The sequence below is a fragment of the Planomicrobium stackebrandtii genome, assembly GCF_030814955.1.
GTDB lineage: Bacteria > Bacillota > Bacilli > Bacillales_A > Planococcaceae > Planococcus > Planococcus stackebrandtii.
The window spans coordinates 210,403-230,324 of sequence record NZ_JAUSWB010000001.1 but is presented as its reverse complement, the minus strand read 5'-3'; the positions used below and the strand labels follow the sequence as shown (position 1 = coordinate 230,324).

At 43.8% G+C, this 19,922-nt stretch carries 20 protein-coding genes; 13 read left to right on the top strand and 7 right to left on the bottom strand.

The features are described 5' to 3' along the window. Positions 1 to 111: 111 nt before the first annotated feature. Together QOZ98_RS01195 and QOZ98_RS01190 are read right to left on the bottom strand one after the other, a co-directional pair. Positions 112 to 1,140 (bottom strand): DUF4097 family beta strand repeat-containing protein, encoded by a 1,029-nt coding sequence (locus tag QOZ98_RS01195; protein WP_308785732.1) that lies wholly within the window; start codon positions 1,138 to 1,140, stop codon positions 112 to 114. Then, positions 1,133 to 1,456: a PadR family transcriptional regulator gene (locus QOZ98_RS01190; protein WP_308785731.1), complete on the bottom strand. Its 324-nt coding sequence runs from the start codon at positions 1,454 to 1,456 to the stop codon at positions 1,133 to 1,135. The genes QOZ98_RS01195 and QOZ98_RS01190 overlap by 8 nt, the downstream gene beginning before the upstream one ends. 716 nt (positions 1,457 to 2,172) lie before the next feature. Here QOZ98_RS01190 and QOZ98_RS01185 point away from each other — a divergent pair. Both QOZ98_RS01185 and QOZ98_RS01180 read left to right on the top strand, forming a co-directional pair. Beyond that, positions 2,173 to 2,574: a hypothetical protein gene (locus tag QOZ98_RS01185; RefSeq protein ID WP_308785730.1), complete on the top strand. Its 402-nt coding sequence runs from the start codon at positions 2,173 to 2,175 to the stop codon at positions 2,572 to 2,574. A 172-nt stretch (positions 2,575 to 2,746) separates the two neighbouring features. Continuing rightward, positions 2,747 to 2,902 carry a hypothetical protein gene (locus tag QOZ98_RS01180; protein ID WP_308785729.1) on the top strand — a complete coding sequence of 52 codons (156 nt, stop codon included), beginning with the start codon at positions 2,747 to 2,749 and terminating at the stop codon, positions 2,900 to 2,902. Between the two features lie 124 nt (positions 2,903 to 3,026). Here the strand turns inward: QOZ98_RS01180 and QOZ98_RS01175 are convergent, their stop codons facing one another. Continuing rightward, positions 3,027 to 3,761, bottom strand: coding sequence for a Bax inhibitor-1/YccA family protein (locus tag QOZ98_RS01175; protein ID WP_308785728.1), 735 nt, complete (start codon positions 3,759 to 3,761; stop codon positions 3,027 to 3,029). A gap of 183 nt (positions 3,762 to 3,944) precedes the next feature. On the opposite strand from QOZ98_RS01175, the gene QOZ98_RS01170 reads away from it, so the two are divergent. From QOZ98_RS01170 to QOZ98_RS01130, 9 genes are all read left to right on the top strand, one after another. Beyond that, positions 3,945 to 4,928, top strand: a complete 984-nt coding sequence (locus QOZ98_RS01170; RefSeq protein WP_308786129.1) for a ketoacyl-ACP synthase III — start codon at positions 3,945 to 3,947, stop codon at positions 4,926 to 4,928. A gap of 439 nt (positions 4,929 to 5,367) precedes the next feature. Further along, entirely contained in the window at positions 5,368 to 5,691 is a 324-nt protein-coding gene (locus QOZ98_RS01165) for an IDEAL domain-containing protein (RefSeq protein WP_308785727.1), read from the top strand. A 482-nt stretch (positions 5,692 to 6,173) separates the two neighbouring features. After that, entirely contained in the window at positions 6,174 to 7,202 is a 1,029-nt protein-coding gene (locus QOZ98_RS01160; RefSeq protein WP_308785726.1) for an ABC transporter substrate-binding protein, read from the top strand. Between the two features lie 35 nt (positions 7,203 to 7,237). After that, positions 7,238 to 8,980, top strand: a complete 1,743-nt coding sequence (locus QOZ98_RS01155; protein WP_308785725.1) for an ABC transporter permease — start codon at positions 7,238 to 7,240, stop codon at positions 8,978 to 8,980. Next, complete coding sequence (locus QOZ98_RS01150; RefSeq protein WP_308785724.1) at positions 8,977 to 10,047, top strand: ABC transporter ATP-binding protein; 1,071 nt, start codon at positions 8,977 to 8,979, stop codon at positions 10,045 to 10,047. The genes QOZ98_RS01155 and QOZ98_RS01150 overlap by 4 nt, the downstream gene beginning before the upstream one ends. A gap of 502 nt (positions 10,048 to 10,549) precedes the next feature. Further along, entirely contained in the window at positions 10,550 to 11,269 is a 720-nt protein-coding gene (locus tag QOZ98_RS01145; RefSeq protein WP_308785723.1) for a DUF4386 domain-containing protein, read from the top strand. A 29-nt stretch (positions 11,270 to 11,298) separates the two neighbouring features. After that, complete coding sequence (locus QOZ98_RS01140; RefSeq protein ID WP_308785722.1) at positions 11,299 to 12,270, top strand: NAD(P)-dependent alcohol dehydrogenase; 972 nt, start codon at positions 11,299 to 11,301, stop codon at positions 12,268 to 12,270. A 384-nt stretch (positions 12,271 to 12,654) separates the two neighbouring features. After that, positions 12,655 to 13,650 (top strand): ATP-binding cassette domain-containing protein, encoded by a 996-nt coding sequence (locus tag QOZ98_RS01135; RefSeq protein WP_407676689.1) that lies wholly within the window; start codon positions 12,655 to 12,657, stop codon positions 13,648 to 13,650. Continuing rightward, on the top strand, positions 13,647 to 14,513 hold the full coding sequence (locus QOZ98_RS01130; protein WP_308785720.1) for an ABC transporter permease: 867 nt from the start codon (positions 13,647 to 13,649) through the stop codon (positions 14,511 to 14,513). Before QOZ98_RS01135 ends, QOZ98_RS01130 begins: the two co-directional genes overlap by 4 nt. A 128-nt stretch (positions 14,514 to 14,641) precedes the next feature. Here the strand turns inward: QOZ98_RS01130 and QOZ98_RS01125 are convergent, their stop codons facing one another. Beyond that, on the bottom strand, positions 14,642 to 15,616 hold the full coding sequence (locus QOZ98_RS01125) for a proline dehydrogenase family protein (protein ID WP_308785719.1): 975 nt from the start codon (positions 15,614 to 15,616) through the stop codon (positions 14,642 to 14,644). A 319-nt stretch (positions 15,617 to 15,935) separates the two neighbouring features. Between QOZ98_RS01125 and QOZ98_RS01120 the strand changes: the two genes are divergently transcribed. Both QOZ98_RS01120 and QOZ98_RS01115 read left to right on the top strand, forming a co-directional pair. Further along, on the top strand, positions 15,936 to 16,475 hold the full coding sequence (locus tag QOZ98_RS01120) for a GNAT family N-acetyltransferase (protein ID WP_308785718.1): 540 nt from the start codon (positions 15,936 to 15,938) through the stop codon (positions 16,473 to 16,475). 33 nt (positions 16,476 to 16,508) lie between these two features. Continuing rightward, positions 16,509 to 17,216 carry a class I SAM-dependent methyltransferase gene (locus QOZ98_RS01115; RefSeq protein ID WP_308785717.1) on the top strand — a complete coding sequence of 236 codons (708 nt, stop codon included), beginning with the start codon at positions 16,509 to 16,511 and terminating at the stop codon, positions 17,214 to 17,216. A gap of 49 nt (positions 17,217 to 17,265) precedes the next feature. Here the strand turns inward: QOZ98_RS01115 and QOZ98_RS01110 are convergent, their stop codons facing one another. The 3 genes from QOZ98_RS01110 to QOZ98_RS01100 all read right to left on the bottom strand — a co-directional run bounded on the left by QOZ98_RS01110 (position 17,266) and on the right by QOZ98_RS01100 (position 19,922). Continuing rightward, positions 17,266 to 17,394: a YhfH family protein gene (locus QOZ98_RS01110; RefSeq protein WP_203583283.1), complete on the bottom strand. Its 129-nt coding sequence runs from the start codon at positions 17,392 to 17,394 to the stop codon at positions 17,266 to 17,268. 79 nt (positions 17,395 to 17,473) lie between these two features. Beyond that, positions 17,474 to 18,766: an isocitrate lyase gene (gene aceA, locus QOZ98_RS01105; RefSeq protein WP_308785716.1), complete on the bottom strand. Its 1,293-nt coding sequence runs from the start codon at positions 18,764 to 18,766 to the stop codon at positions 17,474 to 17,476. A 676-nt stretch (positions 18,767 to 19,442) separates the two neighbouring features. Continuing rightward, positions 19,443 to 19,922 carry a DUF1641 domain-containing protein gene (locus QOZ98_RS01100; protein WP_142826251.1) on the bottom strand — a complete coding sequence of 160 codons (480 nt, stop codon included), beginning with the start codon at positions 19,920 to 19,922 and terminating at the stop codon, positions 19,443 to 19,445.

The window sequence follows — 19,922 nt, the reverse complement described above, 5'->3', positions numbered from 1 at the left end:
ATTTGAAGAGGATCACTAAAAATAAGCCGCAATTATATATACTATGGCATCTTCAAAAATTGCAGAAAGCGGTCCGAAAGCTTTTGTGAATAGCTTTCGGACCGCTTTAATTTACTGGGCAAGTTGAACTGTAATTTCTCCATAATCAGATTGTAAATCCACAGAATGGTCGCCATTCCCAAAAACACTGTGTCTGTTTTTTAAACCGAATACCGAAACGGTTCCCCAGTCCACTTCTGCGCGGATGGTTGTATTTTTCGGTTGGGTCCATGTTTGGAGCATAATGGAACCGTTGTCCGTCTCCAGCTTGATGTTCCGATCAAGATCGTTAGTCAACAGGTGGATGCGGCCGTTATCGGTTTTTGCACGGATGTTGCCTTCCACTTGTTTCATGACGATGGCGCCGTTATCGGATTTGGCATCCAAATTTCGGGCTTGGACATCCTGGAATTTCAGTTGGCCGTTGTCGGTCTCCGCTCTCAATTCTTTCGCTAAGGTGGATTTCAACTCGATTTCTCCGTTTCCAGATTGGAATTCCGCTTCATCCGCGGTTAGTTGCGAAAAATGGATACGGCCGTTATCTGTTTCTACAAGGAGCTCTGTACACTGGAGGCCATCCCCAGTGACGTTGCCATGATCCGATGCGATTTGAATTTTTTCATAGATTTTCGCCGGCAACTGGACATTGAGTGTTGGTGACTTCATGCTTCCGGCAAAGCTGAAGATGCCCCATTTTCTTTCTTCTCTCAGTGAAATGACCAGTGTTCGATTCAAAATATCGACAGACAGCTGTTGGCGATAGCTTTTATTGATGGCATCAGTATGCATTTTTCCATCTTTTGACGGAGAGATGAACAGGATGCCATTTTCAATTTGGATGTCGACCTTGTCAAACTTATCTTCGGCCAGATCGTTTAGAGCTGATGCAAAATCTGCTTGGTTACCGTCGAATGACTCTATCAGTTCTTTAGCAATTGCTTCTGGAGCCCCAAGTTCTGCAGCGATTTCACTATCGGTTTTACCATCTGCCTGGCCATTTGCAAAATACTCCTGGATGTCTTGCAGGATATCGATGCGTTCTTCTTGCGGCATTTGTGTCAATGCGGATTCCAGTTCTTGCAGAAATTGTTTTTCAGTCATTTTGCACACCCTCTTCAATTAGTTGGTTAACCCCGTCCGTAAAACTTTTCCATTCTTCAAGTTGTTCCTGCAGATAAGTTCTGCCGAGCTCAGTAAGCGAGTAGTACTTCCGCGGCGGACCTTCGTTTGATTCCTGTAAATAGGTGGTGAAATAACCATCCTTTGTCAAACGGCGGAGGAGAGGGTAGACGGCACCTTCTGAAATTGCAATGCGGCTTGAAATTTTTTGTACAAGTTCATACCCATAGCGGTCCTGTTTATCCAGAAGAACGAGTACACATAAATTCAGTGCACCTTTTTTAAATTGGATATTCAAAAAGAACAACTCCTTTCTTTGCTATTGTCTTATAAACAGTAGTAGTTAATAAATAATATAGCATAAGGTATTGTTCAATGCAAGGTACTGGATTGACTTTTTAAACTTCGATCTGAAAGGTTAAACCAGCAGCAAACCATGTATTTATATGAAATACTCAGTAATGTGGTAGGAAGAGGTACAGGGGTAGAAAAAAAGTTTTTCTTTTTCCTTATTTTAGAAAAACATTTAACAAACAATTTCTTATTGTGCATTAATCGTTGAAGAGATAACTTGTTCATCGAGTGGGATGATAGTTCCTTTTCTATAGAGTCATAGGAAGGACCTGTTCATTGGATGTACCATTCTTTGAAGCCCAAAGACTCTAGACATGTTAAAAATGATTTCTTTTTGATCTAACCAGATATCGTATTAAAGTATATAAGAAAAACTTATTGTTTTCTGAATTAAAAGAATATTCTATAACTCTTTACATATTTTGTGATATATTATAGTCTGATTGTAATGTTTATTTAAATTATTAAAAAAATAATTATTCATAAATTTAGGTATTAAGGTAATTAGTTTGAGTTATATAGAACCATTTTAAGTCAAACTTTCCGGATTTATTTTAACTGAAATTTTAGTTTTAAAAAAAGGCCGTAGAAGGCACCTTCCATTAATTAATTAGTTTTTCATTCAGAATTCCATTTATGAAACTTAAAGGAGTGGTTAGCGTGATTGCAATAGACCCACAGGCAGTAGCGGCTGAGGCAATAGGCAAATATTTGGATGCAGAAGTGGAATTGCACACCAATGTTTTGCGGTTAAAAAAGAAGCGGACGGCCGAAGTGCAGAGGAGCCCTGATATTCTTGTTGGCTTGTCGCTGGATCTGAATGTCTCATTTAGATTTGCCGGTGATGTACATGAAACAGTTAATCAGGCTGAAGTTTTTCTTTTGCCTGAGGAATTGCCGATCTTTACACAGGCGCTGATACAGCACCCGCTCTTGCTGCCTATCAGTTATTCGCAGCACTTGTTTGTGGAGTGCGGTGTATACTGCATTCGATTAGCTTCACAGGAACCACCAGAAAATTTTGCTCAACGACTTTCTGAAGCACTTCATCTGCTTAGGTAAAAAAAGATCCAAACTGTGCGAGTGACCGCGGCGATTTGTAATTCCGAAAGAGGCTCTTAAAAATTTGTATCAATTATCTAAAATATATTTCATGCAGTAAAGCAGTAAAGAATTCTGACCGCGATGTACGGACTACTTTTTATGAGGAACTATACCAAGGAGGATGATTTAGATGACTGCAGTGATAAAAGAAGAAAAAACAATGGGTGCTACTGTGAAAACATATTTGGAAATGTACCAGGAATTTATCGGCGGCTATAAACAATACAAAATGCAGAAGGCAGTTCCTGCTGTTAAAGTAGAAAAGACTCAAAATACTGCGGAATAATAAATTTGGACATTGGTTATATATTTTTTGCCACTAGCATAAAGCCGCATCCTGAAACCATATATGGTTTCAGGATGCGGCTTTTTCTAATGCAATAAAAAACGCCCCGAAGGACGTTTTACTGTTACCTGCTGCGGATTTTGGACAGCAGCCGAAGAATTTCAAGATAAAGCCAGACCAAAGTTACAAGCAATCCAAAGGCACCGTACCATTCAAAGTATTTCGGTACTTGTTTCGCAGCTGCATTCTCGATAAAGTCAAAGTCCAATACCAAGTTCAACGCGGCGATAATTACGATTACTACGCTGATGCCAATACCAAGAGGCGTCGATTCGTGCAAATGCGGAATGTTGAAGCCAAAAAATCCGCCGACAAAAGAAATCAGGTAGACAAGAAAAATGGCACCAGTAGCAGCAGCAATACCGATTCTGAAGTTCTGGGTGACTTTAATCAGGCCAGACTTATAAACGAGCAGTAAACTCAGCAATACGCCGATCGTAATCAGTACTGCCTGAAAAACGATGCCGCCGTATTGAGCTTCGTATTGTGCTGACACAGCACCGAGAAACAATCCTTCCAGCAGCGCATAGACAGGCGCGGTATAGGGAGACACTTTCGGTACAAAAACAGTGACAAGCCCTACAACCAGTCCGCCGATAGCACCCACGAGAATGAGCGGCAATACGCTGTTCGGACTCGTGACAAACTGATTCCAGGAATACACAAAAGTCACCAACAAGAGCAGCAGTAAAATAAAGGTTTTGTTCACTGTTCCTTGAATGGTCATCTTGCTTCCGGTTTCGGATTCTTTAAAATTCTGGAACGCTTCGGTTTTTAAACTCGGATTTCCACTTCTCACATTTCTCACCTCGCAAAATATTTGGAGCAATCTCAATTATATCCTTATAGTCGAAAGAAATACATGTTTCAATCAGCCCTTACCGATGGACACCAAAAAAACTAATCGAACTTCACAAATTAGTACCTAATACTAATAGTTGATGTTAGAATAGGGCGAGGACACCATAAGGGGGCGATTAAAATAAACACTTCGAAAGCCAGAATTACAGCTATCGGTTCATATGTTCCTGAAAAGAGGCTGACAAATCGCCATTTGGAAAAATTAATCGATACAAATGATGAATGGATTATCCAACGGACCGGAATAAAGGAACGTCGGATTGCTTCAGACACTGAATTTACAAGTGATATTAGCATTAAAGCGGTTGAAAACTTAAAGGAACGCTACAATAAATCACTTGATGACGTCGATATGATCATCGTCTGTACCATGACACCCGATTTTAAGACGCCGAGTGTCTCTGCGTTGGTGCAAGCAAAGCTGGGCATAAAAAATACAGGTGCAATTGACCTCAATGCCGCCTGTTCCGGATTTGCGTATGGTCTCCATATGGCAAACGGCCTGATTACATCCGGATTGAACAAAAAGATTTTGGTGATCGGTGCAGAAACCTTTTCTAAAATCCTGGATTATAGTGACCGTTCGACTTGTATCTTATTTGGAGACGGCGGGGGAGCAGTTATGGTGGAATACGATGAAGAAAAGCCGAGCTTTATCGAGTCTCACATGGGAACCAACGGTGAGCTGGCGCACAATCTGTACTGCACAGATCTTTCGACTCAAATGTTCGGAAACGAATTGGCTGTCAATGGATTTGTAAATCAGAATGGGCGTGAAGTTTACAAGTGGGCTGTCAATACCGTTCCAAAAGGCATGACGGCGTTGATGGAAAAAGCCGGGTTCGATAAAGACCAAGTGGATTGGTTCGTTCCACACAGCGCTAATCTTCGCATCATCGAGTCGATCTGCAGCAGAAACGGACTGCCTCTTGAGCGGACGATTTACAGCCTGGAGTATTATGGGAACACATCTGCCGCATCCATTCCTTTGTCGCTGGACAAAGGAGTTCAGGAAGGCAAGATCAAACCGGATGATAAACTGCTCCTATACGGTTTTGGCGGTGGCTTGACGCATGCTGGTATGCTCGTCAACTGGTCGATTTAGCAATAGCCGAAAACACAATCAACTAAAATAGTAAAATACAACACCTTCATCGCCGGCTGTAATGCAGGTTCAGATGGTGGTGTTTTTTCAATGCAGTTATTTTTCAGCTTTAAGCTCAAAACGGCTGCCAAGTGCAGAAAGTTATTGCCTCAATTTAACCGATTTTCAGTTATCTCGAAACTGAGGCAAATAGTTTGTGTTAACGGCTGGAGAGCCGTAGAATTGGACTTAGCAACAAGTTCCTGTTACTTTATTCCAATGGCTATTCTGCTCGCCAGTTGAAAGTAAGTTCTTCACCTCTTGTTGCACTGGGCAAAGCTACGAAATTCTGCGGTTGACGTTTGCTGATGCTTTATTAGGGAAATAGTGATTAGAAGCCAAAATTATGATTTCATTTCGAATTAATGAACGATAAATAATGTAAAGAAGGTGCATAGATATGGTTACGAATAAAACGATTTTGAAAACAAGTGATTGGGTGAAAGGCAAATCCCGCCACGACGAACTGATCATCGGTTTCATCGATTCCATGAATGTCCTTAAAGAAGCTGTAAACGTTACAGTAGTGGAAAGCGACAACGAGGAAATGATCGGCATGACCATTCCGATGTCAGTACATCAAGTAGAGAGTATTCCGGAGTCTGATACAAAAGATGCGGCTCAACTCAGTTTCTTAATCGATCTGGCGCTTGCAACAGACGATAAAGAATGGTTCCATGAACTATCCGCACAGTTGAATGCTAAAAAAGAAGCCGTCAACTAAGCTGTAGTTTTATCACAAATTCCTTTAAAGAGCATTCGTCTATTCATGGGCGGGTGCTCTTTTTTTATTTTTAAAAGCTTAAGGGCAATTTAATGAAGTTCCAGCGGCCATTAAAGATTATTAAAATATTTCAAGTGGTATTGACTGAATTTTCACTTTTTATTTGACCTGAACATCGGGGCAATTTATAGTTGTTATATTAGGCAGCAACTCTATATTGGTCTAAAGAAACCAACATTTACCTATTACTTCGGCCGTTTTGGCCCAACGAAAGTGATTGCTCCTGTACTAATGGGTGGATTCAAAGCAAGCCTAAGTTTTCCTGCTGCTAGCAGCAGCTGATTATGTAAGCGCTTTTAAAACGTTATAATATTTCTTAATGCCAGCTTAACAACAGCTTCATAAATCAGCTCTATACTTATCTAGAGTCTTTACATAATGAATGCAATAAAGGCCGACATAAAACTCAAGGGGGAAATAGGATGAAAAAAATCTTTTTTGGTTCGGCATCATTGTGCTTGGCAACATTTTTAGCGGCTTGCGGCAGCGAGGAAAGCACTGCAGGTACGGAATCAGCTGAAGGTGGAGCTGGAGTTTCCGGTTCCCTGGATTTCTATACATCCCAGCCAGATGCGGATGCACAAGCGCTAGTGGACGCCTTTAAAGAACAGAATCCGGAAGTCGATATCAGTATATTCCGCTCGGGTACCGAAGAAGTCGTTTCGAAAATTCAAGCGGAAAATCAGGGAGGCAATATCCAGGCAGATGTCCTGCTGGTTGCTGATTCTGTAACATTCGAGAATTTCAAGGCGGAGGAGCTCCTCTTGGCCTATGAATCGCCTGAAGCCGAATCTATCGATGAAGCATTTGTCGATCCGGACGGTACCTATGCAGGAACTAAAATCATGGCGACTGGCCTGATTATAAATACTAACGAAGTTACTGAAATTCCAACCAGCTGGGAAGCTTTGACTGATGAAACGACCAGCGGTCAAGCCGTCATGCCAAGTCCGCTATATTCCGGTGCAGCTGCCTATAACCTGGGTGTCATGACCCGACAGGATGGCATGGGCTGGGAGTTTTATGAAGCGCTCCGTGCTAATGACATTACCATTACTCAAGGCAATGGAGCAGTATTGGAAAGCGTCGCGACCGGTGATAAAAATTACGGCGTAATTGTGGATTATTTGGCGGCACGAGCGAAAAGTGAGGGATCACCGGTAGAATTAGTTTATCCGGAAGAGGGCGTTCCTGTCATCACCGAGCCAGTGGGCATCATGGCGAATACAGAAAATGAAGAAGCATCGAAAGCATTTGTCGATTTCATCTTGTCAGAAGAGGGGCAACAATTGGCTTCAGAGCAGGGCTATACACCAATCCGTGAAGGCGTGGAAGCACCCGAAGGATTGAAAACGCTGGATGAAATGACCATCCTGGATGCAGAAGCGGTGGAACTATTGGAAACGCGGGACGAAGACAAAGCGAAGTTCGGACAGATTTTCGGTCAGTAATCAGCAGCGGAATTTCGACGTGAGGAGTTACAAATATGACAGCAAAACAGCCAATGGTTGAAGAGAGAAAAGAGAGGGATTCCTCTTTTTCTCTCTTTTTTCAAAAAAAAAATCTGTATAAAGTAATCGGCCTATTGGCCATTTTTGTTTTTTTCTTATTGCCGGTGATGCGGCTCATCTGGCTTAGCTTCGTTGATGACGGATCGCTGACTTTCCAGTATTACACAGAAGTATTGAGAGAGCCGGCAACCTGGAAGACGGTGCAAAACACACTGCTCATTGTAGCAGGTTCTACAATCCTTGCATTAGTGCTTGGGGTGCTGTTTTCCTGGATTGTCGCTTATGTCCAGCTGAGCGGCAAACGGGCGATGCAGTTGTTTATCTTTTTGCCGTTCATCATTCCTTCCTATATTACGACGTTGGCATGGACGCAATTTTTCAGTGCTTCGGGTCCGGTAAATGCGGTGCTGTCTTGGTTACCGGGAAGTCTGGAAGCTCCAAACTTATACAGCATCGGCGGGATCATCCTGCTGCTCGGAATTTCGCATTATCCGCTCGTGTACCTGTTTACGGTTAATGTATTTCGGAAAATTCCGCGTGAACTGGAAGAAGCAGCTGCGACCAGCGGGCTGTCTAAAAAGCGTGCATTCCGAAAAGTCGTACTGCCGCTGGCGCTGCCGGGCATTGCCAGCGGCGGACTGATTGCGTTCCTGTCGAATCTCGATAATTTCGGAATTCCGGCATTTCTCGGAACGCCGGCCAATATACGGGTGTTGAGTACTTACATCTACGAGCAAGTCGTCGGATTTGGCCCTTCCGCTTTTTCGCGTGCAGCTGTGTTATCCGTTATACTCGGCATTATTGCGTTAGCCGGGACAATTCTGCAATGGTTCTTGCTGCGCCGCAGCCGTGTCAATGAAACAAACAGGAGCGATCTAACGCCGCGCATCTATTTATCTGCCGGCAGGCAAAAGTTGCTGGAAGTGTCGCTGTGGATTTTCTTATTGGTAACGAGCCTGATGCCGCTGATTACGATGGGCGCATTGTCTCTCATCTCAGCTTATGGGGTTCCATTCAACTTGGAGAACTTGTCGCTGCGGAACTACGAGTATGTGTTTCTGACAGATTCCAAGCCTTTATCGGCGCTGACGAACAGTTTGCAGCTGGCGTTTTTCACCATGCTGGTCTGTTTGGTGTTCGGTACTGCAATGGCGTATTTGCGCTTTAAGTATCCGGATTGGAGTACGAAGGCAGCTGAGCTGTTCATAACCATTCCATTTGCGCTGCCGGGTACAGTATTTGCGCTGTGTATGATTTTCATGTGGCTGGAGCCTTTACCGGGATGGAATCCAGGGATATACGGCACAGTGTGGATCCTTTTTATCGCTTATGCCACCCGCTTTTTGGTGCTGCAGGTCAGAGGAAGCTACACGGCATTTTTGCAGATCGATCCGTCGATGGAAGAAGCAGCACGTACTTCTGGCGCTGCCGGCTGGGCAAAATGGCGGCGGATTTTATTGCCACTGCTGTTTCCAGGCATTTTAAGCGGAGCGTTGTTAGTGTTCTTAATGGCACTCACGGAGTTGACAGTATCCAGTTTATTGTGGTCATCAGGCTCTGAGACGGTCGGCGTTGTCATTTTTGGCTACGAACAGGCAGGTTATTCTACATATTCTACCGCTTTTTCCACGGTTCTCGTACTGGGCATCCTGCTCGGCGGGGGATTGTTTATGCTGCTTGGCAAGCTTTGGGACAGAAAGGTGCTGAAAAACAAATGATCAAAGTGAATAATGTATCAAAAAATTACGGATCGTTTACTGCGCTCCATTCGATCGATTTGGAAATCGGCGACGGGGAGTTTATTGCCGTGCTGGGTCCTTCGGGTTGCGGAAAAACGACCCTATTAAAGCTGCTGGCTGGATTTATGGGACCTACAGAAGGGACGATTGCAATGGACGACACGGTTTTGGCATCAACAAAGCGCGTCCTCCCGCCTGAGAAACGCAACATCGGCATGGTATTCCAGTCGTTTGCGCTATGGCCGCATATGACGGTCGCAGAACACGTTAAGTTTCCGCTTAGCTACCACCCAAATAAAATTAAAGAAGGCAAGAAAGAGCTTCAAGAACGGATCGATGAAGTGCTGAAGCTGGTCGGACTGAATGCGCTGGCCGAACGCTATCCTTCAGAACTGTCAGGAGGCCAGAAACAGCGTGTGGCGTTGGCACGGGCCATTGCGCCATTGCCGAATCTTCTGCTGATGGACGAGCCGCTTAGTGCACTGGATGTCGAGCTGCGGATGGAGATGCGTAAAGAAATACAAAAGTTGCATCGGGAAACCAAAGCCTCCATTGTTTTTGTCACTCATGACCAGGGAGAAGCACTGGCAATCGCCGATAAGATTGTCGTCATGAACCAGGGGCGCATTGAACAGATCGCACCCCCGGAAGTCCTGTATACGCGTCCGGAGACAGCATTTGTCGCGACGTTTGTCGGCAAATGCAACCTGGTGAAGGGTCAGTGGCACAACGATCAATTCGTCCCCGCCATAGATCCGAAGAACGTCTGGCCGGATCTCGGCGTTGCAGACAGCTTTAAAGAGAACGGCATATACCCCGTGCGGCCTGAACAGTTCCAATTGATGCCGGCAGAAAGCGACGGTTTGCAAGGAGTTGTGTCATTTGTCCAGTACCAGGGCCACGAAATCCACTATACGGTGGAGGTCGGTGAAGAAACCTGGACCATCCACGAATCAGTATTTTCTTCGCGTTTCCAGACAGGCAATTTTGTCGGTATTTCACTGAAAAATGCACCGGTGCAGGAAGGGTCTTTGATTTCGAGTTGATGTATTTAAATTTTATGGTTCTATGGATCATAAAACACAAAGCTAAAACGATCGCAAGGTGCTCATGAGCCTTGCGATCGTTTTTTATTGCAGTCAGGTTGAATGGGGGGTGAAATATTCAGGTTAATCATTGGCTGGACATGAAGTGCAGGGATTCAAAGTTGTAAAAGAAATGACAGGAAAAAAGTTGAATAAAATTGATAAAAAAAGGGTTTAGGTTTAAGATCGCCTTAATATATCTGATTATTCTGATAACTAAATATCATTTTGAGCCCTGCATATACTTTTACGACTTTCCCTGTTTGTTTCCCCAAATCATTTCGCTCTTACGAGAAACCCCGTGTCAGCTCCTGCAGCTGCTTATGGAAAATGTGTGCGTTTGCAAGTTTATTTTCAATAAAGGAGGGAGAACGGAAATTCTAAAAAAGATTCCGAAGCCTGATGGATGCTTGTCATTTGCTTTTCCTTTTCTGAATTCAAAGTGATAATTGGAGGGATTAAAATGTATACGGGCAGTACTGAAAAACACCCGCAATTTTATGCCAAAGTTATAGGATTCGGATTGCTGCTTATGGCTTTGTTGGCTATATTTGCGAATTTTTTTGTGATTGAAAGCTTTATCATACCAGGTGACGCAGCGGCGACAGTAACTAATCTCACTGACAATGAACTCCTATTCCGATTGGCAATCGCCAGTTTTGTCATTATCCTTGTTTTAGATGTAATCATTTCATGGGCACTTTACATTTTGCTGAAACGGGTAAATAAAAGTTTTGCGTTGTTGGCGGCATTGTTCAGGTTGACATACACCGCAATTTTTACAGCTGCCATTTTTAATTTTTTGAGTGTTCTGGAGCTATTAAATGAAGAAAGTTACTCGGCGCTGCTGGAAACAAATCAATTGCAGGCTCAAGTAATGCTGCTGATTGACGCTTTTAGAAACGGATGGCTAATTGGACTTGTGTTTTTCGGTGTTCATTTGCTCCTAATCGGTTATTTGGTCTTCAAATCCGGGTTTATGCCAAAACTTCTTGGAATTTTAGTGATGCTGGCTGGTTTGGGTTACCTGATCGACAGCTTTGCTAAAATTATCCTGTCAAACTACTCCGATTTCGAGACCATGTTCATACTCATCGTAGCCATTCCTGGGGCAATTGGGGAATTGGCATTAGCCATCTGGCTATTGGTGAAAGGCAAGAAAATACCTGAGATCAAATCTTGAGGTGCTGACAATGAAAGGAGATTTTTTTCATGAAAGCGAGTGTTCATACCAGATATGGGCCACCGGAAGTACTGAAGCTTGGAGAAGTTAAAAAACCCATTCCAAAAGATGATGAAGTATTGATCAAAGTATATGCCACGACCGCAACCTCGGGAGACTGCAAAGTGCGAAGGGCGGATCCGTTTGCAGTCAGGCTTTTCTATGGTCTGAAAAAGCCTAAAATTGGGATATTGGGTTCTGAGTTGGCTGGAGAAGTCGAAGCGACCGGAAAAGACGCTAATCTTTTTAAAAAAGGAGATTTAGTATTTTGCGGAACTGGCGCCAAACTGGGGGCAAATGCTGAATTTGCATGTCTCAAAGAAAGTGGTGCAATCGCGATAAAGCCGGTCAATATGACATTTGAAGAAGCGGCGTCTGTGCCTTTCGGCGCTACAACATCCTTATATTTTCTTCGCGATAGAGGGCATATTCACAAAGGCCAAAAAGTGCTTATTTATGGTGCATCCGGAGCTCTGGGTACTTATGCGGTGCAACTGGCCAAATATTTTGGAACAGAAGTAACTGCGGTCTGCAGCGCAAGAAATATAGAACTGGTGAAATCGTTGGGAGCTGATCATACGATCGATTACAATATAAAAAACTTCACTTTAACGGGGGAGACATACGACATTATTTTTGACACGGTAGGCAAATTACTATTTACTCAATGCAAAAAATCCCTTAAGGCAAATGGAATCTACCTGGCAGCAGCAGCTGGACTGCCGGAATTTGGCCGGATGATCGCCACGTCAGTAAGTGGCAGCAAGAAATTGAAAGGCGGGGTAGCGCCGATGCGAAAACAAGATTTGCTTTTCCTAAAGGAATTGATTGAGACTGGAAAGATTAAATCAGTAATAGATAGAAGCTATCCGTTAGAACAAACTGCGGAAGCTCATTCATATGTTGAAAATGGGCATAAACGGGGAAGTGTTGTTATTACATTGCCGCATCCAAATTTATAACAATCGAGTAGCTTGTTTCAAAGTGAAATCAAACAAGGCTGAATGCATCGCTCTATATGCATTCAGCCTTGTTTGCTTTCTAGTCTTAGTCTTCAGTTTGATGAAATTTTGCCGTTTTAATTTGAATAAATTGATTATTCGCGCTTTTAATAGGAACAAACGTTTGGTATAATGAGAAATATAAACGGTATACGGCTTTGGAAAAGATGGATGACATAAACAGGTATTTAAGAATTGGTTTTCGGGAATAAAGACACCTCATTGCTGCGCCGTGGATTTGTTCAAAAAATTGATGGTGTTGTTCTTTATTCAGCTGTTCCTGTAGTTAACCTGGTTTTTGATTCGTTGAAAGTATCCACTAACCTATAGAAAAGGGTGAGGATTTTGAAGGAAGACAAAAAGATCCTGCAGAAGAATGACTGGGCAATCGAAGCCAATGGATTAGTAAAGATTTACGGTAAAGAAGCCGCAGTAGATGGTGTGGATTTGGCTATTCAAAAAGGCACGGTTTACGGTTTTTTAGGTCCGAATGGAGCCGGGAAAACCACCACAATCCGCATGCTGGCAACACTTCTTCCTGCTGATGCCGGCAGTGCCCGCATTTTTGGCAATGACCTTGTTTCAGATGGTGCTGCCATAAGAAAGCGAATCAGCCTGACGGGACAATATGCCTCGATTGATGAAGATTTGACTGGTATAGAGAACCTGATGCTGATTGCCCGTCTGATGGGCTATACACGCAGACAGGCGAAAACAAGAGCTATGGAATTGCTGACAGCATTTGGACTGGACCATGCGGCAAAACGCCAAGTAAAAAAATATTCAGGGGGTATGCGCCGTAGGATTGACATTGCGGCAAGCATTGTGGTGACACCGGATTTGTTGTTCTTGGATGAGCCAACGAGCGGGCTCGACCCACGAAGCCGCAACCAGGTTTGGGACATCATTCGTGCTTTGGTTCGTACTGGGACGACGGTTATGCTGACCACTCAATACCTGGAAGAAGCAGATCAGCTGGCAGATCGGATTGGGGTCATCCAACGCGGCAAAATTATCGCAGAAGGCACAAGCAGTGAATTGAAAGCATCGGTCGGCCGCGGAACCTTAAATGTCCAGCTCGTCCATGCCGAAGACCGACAACTGGCTATTGACATACTTGAAGACTATTTGGGCGCAGCAGTTCACCTCGGGACTGATTCTACATCGCTGACGGCACAGGCAGACGACTCGATACGGGTGGGTGAAGCCTTAGGGGAATTTGCGCGCCGACGCATTGAGGTCAGCGATTTTTCCTTGGGCCGTCCAAGCCTTGATGAGGTGTTCCTGACTTTGACTGGCCATTCGACCGAACAACAAGATTCCGGGGAGGAGATCTTATGACTGTACAACAGCAAACAAGAGAAACGGCCAGTGCAGCAAACGGCATAGAAGGAAGTACAGATGAGCGCCTGCTGCAAGCCATCGCTTCAGGCAAAAGGCCGGATCCGGCAAGTGGCTGGTCATCGACAATGGCTTTTGCTTCACGGGCCCTTTTGCGGATCAAACACATTCCTGAACAGATGTTTGATGTAACTTTGTTTCCAATCATTTTCCTGTTGATGTTCACGTATTTATTCGGTGGAGCCATCGCAGGATCGACCAGTGACTACCTGCAATTTCTGCTGCCAGGCATCTTGGTTATGACCGTTGCACAAATTACGGTATATACAGGAATCGATTTGAACAATGATATACGAAAAGGCATTTTTGACCGTTTCCGGACCTTGCCGATCTGGCTGCCATCTGCTTTGATCGGCGCATTGCTGGTGGACGTTGTCCGTTATACGATGGCCTCTGTCGTGATGATTGCGCTTGGGTTGATGCTTGGCTTTCGGCCGGAAGGCGGGGCAGTAGGAATTTTTCTCGCTATCGCTTTAGTATTGGTTTTTTCGTTCAGCTTGTCATGGATTTGGACGGCTCTCGGGTTAATTGTGCGTTCTGAAAAATCATTGATGATGATGAGTTTCCTGGTGATGATGCCATTGACGTTCATCAGTAATGTCTTCGTGGATCCAACAACGCTGCCAACCTGGCTGCAGGGCTTTGTCAACATCAATCCGATTTCCACACTTGCCACTGCAGTCCGCGGATTTATGCATGGAATGGGAACGTGGCAGCAAGTGGTTAACGTCCTGCTGGTTTCCGCCATCATGACAGCCATCTTCGCACCGCTTACGATGTATCTGTACCGGAATAAAAAATAATCAATAAACAAAACGATTTACATGCTGCCAAAAATTTTGTAAACGGCGCAAAAGAAACCTGGAACCCTTAAAGGGCTCCAGGTTTAAATTATGTTATCAGTAACTTGTATATTTCCATCAAGTGTTGCTTATGATTTTTTACTTGTCAGACGGCCGAGCAAAAATGCTCCGGCAATAGCACCGATTGCTGTGTTGGTTTTTTTCGTAAATACTTGCTTCACTACCAGGTTCAGGTTTTGCGGGCGTTCAGCTAATCTGCGCATGAAATAACCGTACCAGTCGGTGCCGAATGGGATGTATGTGCAGAAATTATAGCCTTGTTGTGCAAGTTCTACTTGCATTTCCTTGCGGAAGCCGTACAGCATTTGGAATTCGAATTTTTCCATCGGAATGTTGTGGTCGATGACAAACTGTTTTACATGTGCGATTACGTTGTGGTCATGTGTCGCAATAGATGTAAACTTGCCATTCAATAAATGATATTCGATCAATTCAATAAAGTTGGCATCGATTTCCTCTTTGCTTTGGTACGCTACTGCTTCCGGCTCTTTATATGCGCCTTTAACAATGCGCAGGCGGTAATTGCTGTATTTCTTGATATCGTCTTCTGCACGGATAAAATAAGATTGAATAACCGTTCCAATATTATTATAATCTTTCGATAGCTCATCCATCAGATCAAAGGAAGGCTGCAGACGCGCATAGTTTTCCATATCGAAATTGATGAAGATATTATGTTCGGAAGCCTTAGCAACAATCTCTTTAATATTTTCCAGGCAAAAATCGTAATCGATATCCAAACCGAGCTGTGAAGGTTTTAGTGAAATATGAGCGTCGACCCGGTGCTGGTGGATAGCATCTACAACTCCAAGAATCTGATTTTTCGCTTCCAGCGCTTCTGCTTTGTCATGGACAAATTCACCGAGGTTGTCAATGGTGCAGCTAATGCCTTGTGCATTCAATTCCTTGATGCTGCCGATGGCTTCTTCAATATTGGTTCCAGCTACGACACTATGTGCGCCGAGCTTAAAGCCGTAGTTTTGAGCTGCTTTATTTAAAAGTTGGTTTTCTGAAAGATGCATGAAAAAGTTTTTGACGATCATTTTTTATTGCCCCAATCTTCTCTGAATTTTTTAGCGGAACAAACAGCATAAGGAATAGAATATACATACCTATTTGGAAGAAATAAAATTGGAGTGCAAAATATTTTTGCATTAATAATTATCCCTATCTATAATAATGCAAAAAAATAATGCTTTTTGCAATCTTTATTTTTAGCATTTTAATATTAATGAAATTTTTCAATAAATATCGGGATGGAAAGTGACAGTTAAGTGGACAGCTTTCAGAATTAACATTCTTTGGTAAAATGATAAGTGTGATAAAGAAAAAAGTAGATGTATACATAAAGGAGGAGTATCGATGACAACGCGTTATTTATTTGAATCCGAGCGGCTAGGCTTTCGGCGTTGGAAAGAGCGGGACCGCAATCCATTTGCGGCCATGTCTGCAGATCCGGAAGTAATGCAGTATTTTCCACGATTACTTTGTAGAGAAAATGCTGATCGTTTAATCGACCGCTTCGAAGCTCACATGGATGAGAAGGGATATACAATGTGGGCGGTGGAAAAGAAAGAAGACAGTTCGTTTATCGGCTTTATCGGTTTGCTGGAAATTACCATGGATATAAATGGACAAGGGTTTGCAGAAATTGGCTGGCGTCTCGACAAACGCTACTGGAAAAAAGGCTTTGCGGTCGAAGGCGCACAGGCCTGTCTTGCCTATGCGTTCGGGCCATTGGATATGACCAGGGTTTTTTCATTTACCTCGACTCTCAATGAACCTTCCCAAACAGTCATGAAGAGGATTGGCATGACCAAAGAAGGTGAATTTGAACATCCAAAATTGGAACAAGGCAGCCCTTTGAAAAGGCATGTGCTGTACAGAATTGACAGAGAGTAAGTTATATAAATTCAAAAGAATTCGAGGTGCATGATGAAAAAACAAGTGTTGGAGACATTCAATGAACTGGCAGGAGTCTACGAAAAAATGGGGGAAGACAATAACCTCTACAACACACAATATGAAAGGCCGGCAATGATGCAGCTTGTTCCGGATGATTTAGCTGGATTGCAAGTACTTGATGCGGGGTGTTCGGCAGGCTGGTATTCCGATCAATTAGCCGTGAGAGGGGCACAAGTGACAGCAGTCGACATGAGCCCGGAGATGGTCAGCGTGACAAAAAAACTGCTTGGCGACAAGGTCGAAGCACTGTGTCTGGACTTGGAAAAGCCTTTGCCATTTAATGGCCACTGTTTTGATTTTATTGTCAGTTCCTTGACGCTGCACTACTTGAAAGATTGGCGATCGGTTTTTGCTGAATTTGACCGAGTATTAAAGCCGGGAGGCAGTTTTCTGTTGTCGATCCATCATCCGCTGACGGACTTGCAGCTATTGGATAGAGTTCAGTATTTTTCCACTGAGCTAATTGTCGACGAGTGGAATAAAGCAGGAAAGACTTATGAGGTGCCATTTTATCGCCGCCCTTTAAGCGAAATTCTTAATACTTTGCTAGCTCATTTTGCAATTGAACACGTTACGGAACCTGAACCTACTGATATATTTAAGAAGCTTGCGCCTGAAAAGTTTGAGAAGCTGATGAAAAGTCCGAACTTCCTGATCCTGAAAGTTCGGAAAAACTAAAAAAGCAATGGAAAACCCACTCGATTGTTCTGAGTGGGTTTTGTTTGTTCTATTCGTCTTTATTGCACATGCAGCGCTCGCATTCATAGATGATGGACTGTTGCTGCTCCTTGATTTCGCATCCGCACTCGCGGCATTCTTTCTTTGTGCGTGTCTCATAATTTTGTGTCGTTTTCATAAGGATCTCCTCCAATAGTTTATTTTTTGAATGCCGTGGCGATGGACTGGAAGCTAATCAAATGCTGGCAAGTAATTACTTACTTTGTTGCTGTGAATTGAGCTGTTTCTGTCGAGCCTTTCATTGCGGTTGTTGAGCTGGTTCCGCCTGAAACGATTTGTGAAATTTCATCAAAGTAACCGGTGCCGACTTCACGCTGGTGGCGTGTAGCAGTATAGCCTTTCGATTCGTTTGCGAATTCAGCCTGCTGCAGCTTCGAGTATGCTGCCATGCCATTGTTTTTGTAATCGTGAGCAAGTTCGAACATGCTGTGGTTCAGGGAGTGGAAGCCGGCCAATGTAACGAACTGAAATTTGTAGCCCATCTTACCAAGTTCAACCTGGTATTTCGCAATTGTTTCTTCATCCAGCTTCGCTTTCCAATTGAACGATGGAGAGCAGTTGTAAGCGAGAAGTTTGCCCGGGAATTCAGCATGGATGGCATCCGCAAATTGCTGTGCTTCTTCCAAGTTTGGATGGGACGTTTCACACCAGACAAGATCCGCATAAGGAGCGTACGCCAGGCCGCGCGCAATGGCTTGGTCGATTCCTGCATTTGTACGGTAGAAGCCTTCTGGAGTACGTTCGCCAGTGATAAAGGCATGGTCACGCGGATCAATATCACTTGTGATCAAATCAGCGGCGTCTGCATCTGTCCGGGCGATAATGATGGTCGGTACGCCAAGCACATCTGCTGCCAAACGGGCAGAAACCAGGTTTCGCACTGCATTTTGTGTCGGAAGCAATACTTTGCCGCCTAAATGTCCGCATTTCTTCTCAGAAGCCAATTGATCTTCAAAGTGGACGCCAGCAGCGCCTGCTTCAATCATCGCTTTCATCAGCTCAAAGACATTTAGCGGTCCGCCAAAGCCGGCTTCTGCATCAGCTACAATCGGTGCGAACCAGTCAAAACCTTCTGTGCCTTCAACTCCGTCGATCTGATCAGCACGTTGCAGCGCTTGGTTAATCTTTTTAACCACATCTGGAACCGAGTTGACGGGATATAAACTTTGGTCCGGATACATCTGGCCAGCAGAGTTTGCATCTGCAGCTACTTGCCATCCGCTTAAGTAAATCGCCTTTAAGCCAGCTTTCACTTGCTGGACTGCCTGATTGCCCGTTAATGCGCCTAAAGCGTTTACAAAATCCTCTTCATGAATCGATCGGAACAAACGTTCAGCACCTTTTCTCGCCAATGTATGCTCAATTTGTACAGAACCACGAAGTTTCACAACTTCTTCTGCTGTATACATGCGTTCGATGCCGTTCCAGCGTTCGTCCTGATCCCAGCTCTTATTCAGTTCCTCGATTTGTTGAATTTTGTTTGTAACCATGTTATCCATCCCTTTCTGATTTAAGAAGTTTTTTGAACAAACTGTATTAATACAGTTTGTTTTCTTGTTAATTAATATATAACAGAAAGGGGCGGATGTCTTGGAAAATCGACAAAAACGATTATTTCTCGATAAAAGCACATATTCAGCGATAAAGGCGAGAGAGCTTCCCAACAGGGTGCTTAAAAGCTGACCAACATAAAAAGAAGGGACGATTGGCTGCCTTCTCCTGCGCATCTAAGTGGTGGCAAAGCATTTTCCATCATGTGGCTTCTTGGATTCCGTTTACTAAAGAAAGTTTTAAATAGGCCATACAAACCTTCTTTAAGTTTTTACCCAAAAGCCATTAGGGTGCTGCAATGGAAAAAGTTGAACCTAATTAAATGCAGTTCCTTCTATATAATAGATAATTTCAGTGTGGCCGAATTTTGAATCTGCTAAATAAGCGGACAAAGCGACTGGAAAAGAGTCTGCCAACCAATAAACACAAAAAACTAGCCGCAGCTATAAAGAAAGCCGCGGCTAGTATGTGAGTGACAAACATATACTTGAATTTTAGTAAGTAACTTTCTCAGCACCAGCTTGTCCAGGGGGCTGGATGGTGGCCATCTAGCGCAAGAGCAATCATCTTTGTTTTATACAATGGTGATTCTTAAGGTCAACTTGTCTAAGTTTCTCAACGGTCCAGCCCTTTGCCCATGCCTTTTAGGAAATTGAGCCCGAACTTGATGGAGCGGTTGATGTCAGGGTCTCTGATTGCTTTGAGCATCTGGAAGATTCCGAGTTTCTTGCCGTTGTGGTTTTGTGCTTCCGCTTCTTTCAAACCATTGACCACACTCGATGCCAGCTTGCCCGTTGATGCAGGGTCAATCGCTGTCAATGCACCTGCAGCACTCATCATGTTATTGATGAGATTGGTCACCGGTTCACGTGTCGCTTGCCCCATTACCACTTCGGCAATGCCTTCTTTCGCTTTGACCATCGCAAGCACTGCGTCAAGAACTCCTGCATCGTCCAGATCACCCGTGATGGCCAATAGTTTATTAAGCGCCTCGTTTTGTTCGGCAATCAGCGTCTCCAACTCATAAAGCTTTTGCTCGCGAATTTCTTCTGCCGTCCATTCCTTCTTCTTGATCTGTGTTATTGGACTTGCCAT

Bases quoted from the DNA above. Each gene is read 5' to 3' on its own strand.
- QOZ98_RS01100 (WP_142826251.1), bottom strand. From the start codon at position 19,922: ATGGCAAGTCCAATAACACAGATCAAGAAGAAGGAATGGACGGCAGAA.
- QOZ98_RS01180 (WP_308785729.1), top strand. From the start codon at position 2,747: ATGACTGCAGTGATAAAAGAAGAAAAAACAATGGGTGCTACTGTGAAA.
- aceA (WP_308785716.1), bottom strand. From the start codon at position 18,766: ATGGTTACAAACAAAATTCAACAAATCGAGGAACTGAATAAGAGCTGG.
- QOZ98_RS01195 (WP_308785732.1), bottom strand. From the start codon at position 1,140: ATGACTGAAAAACAATTTCTGCAAGAACTGGAATCCGCATTGACACAA.
- QOZ98_RS01155 (WP_308785725.1), top strand. From the start codon at position 7,238: ATGACAGCAAAACAGCCAATGGTTGAAGAGAGAAAAGAGAGGGATTCC.
- QOZ98_RS01115 (WP_308785717.1), top strand. From the start codon at position 16,509: ATGAAAAAACAAGTGTTGGAGACATTCAATGAACTGGCAGGAGTCTAC.
- QOZ98_RS01160 (WP_308785726.1), top strand. From the start codon at position 6,174: ATGAAAAAAATCTTTTTTGGTTCGGCATCATTGTGCTTGGCAACATTT.
- QOZ98_RS01165 (WP_308785727.1), top strand. From the start codon at position 5,368: ATGGTTACGAATAAAACGATTTTGAAAACAAGTGATTGGGTGAAAGGC.
- QOZ98_RS01150 (WP_308785724.1), top strand. From the start codon at position 8,977: ATGATCAAAGTGAATAATGTATCAAAAAATTACGGATCGTTTACTGCG.
- QOZ98_RS01120 (WP_308785718.1), top strand. From the start codon at position 15,936: ATGACAACGCGTTATTTATTTGAATCCGAGCGGCTAGGCTTTCGGCGT.
- QOZ98_RS01140 (WP_308785722.1), top strand. From the start codon at position 11,299: ATGAAAGCGAGTGTTCATACCAGATATGGGCCACCGGAAGTACTGAAG.
- QOZ98_RS01145 (WP_308785723.1), top strand. From the start codon at position 10,550: ATGTATACGGGCAGTACTGAAAAACACCCGCAATTTTATGCCAAAGTT.
- QOZ98_RS01110 (WP_203583283.1), bottom strand. From the start codon at position 17,394: ATGAAAACGACACAAAATTATGAGACACGCACAAAGAAAGAATGCCGC.
- QOZ98_RS01125 (WP_308785719.1), bottom strand. From the start codon at position 15,616: ATGATCGTCAAAAACTTTTTCATGCATCTTTCAGAAAACCAACTTTTA.
- QOZ98_RS01130 (WP_308785720.1), top strand. From the start codon at position 13,647: ATGACTGTACAACAGCAAACAAGAGAAACGGCCAGTGCAGCAAACGGC.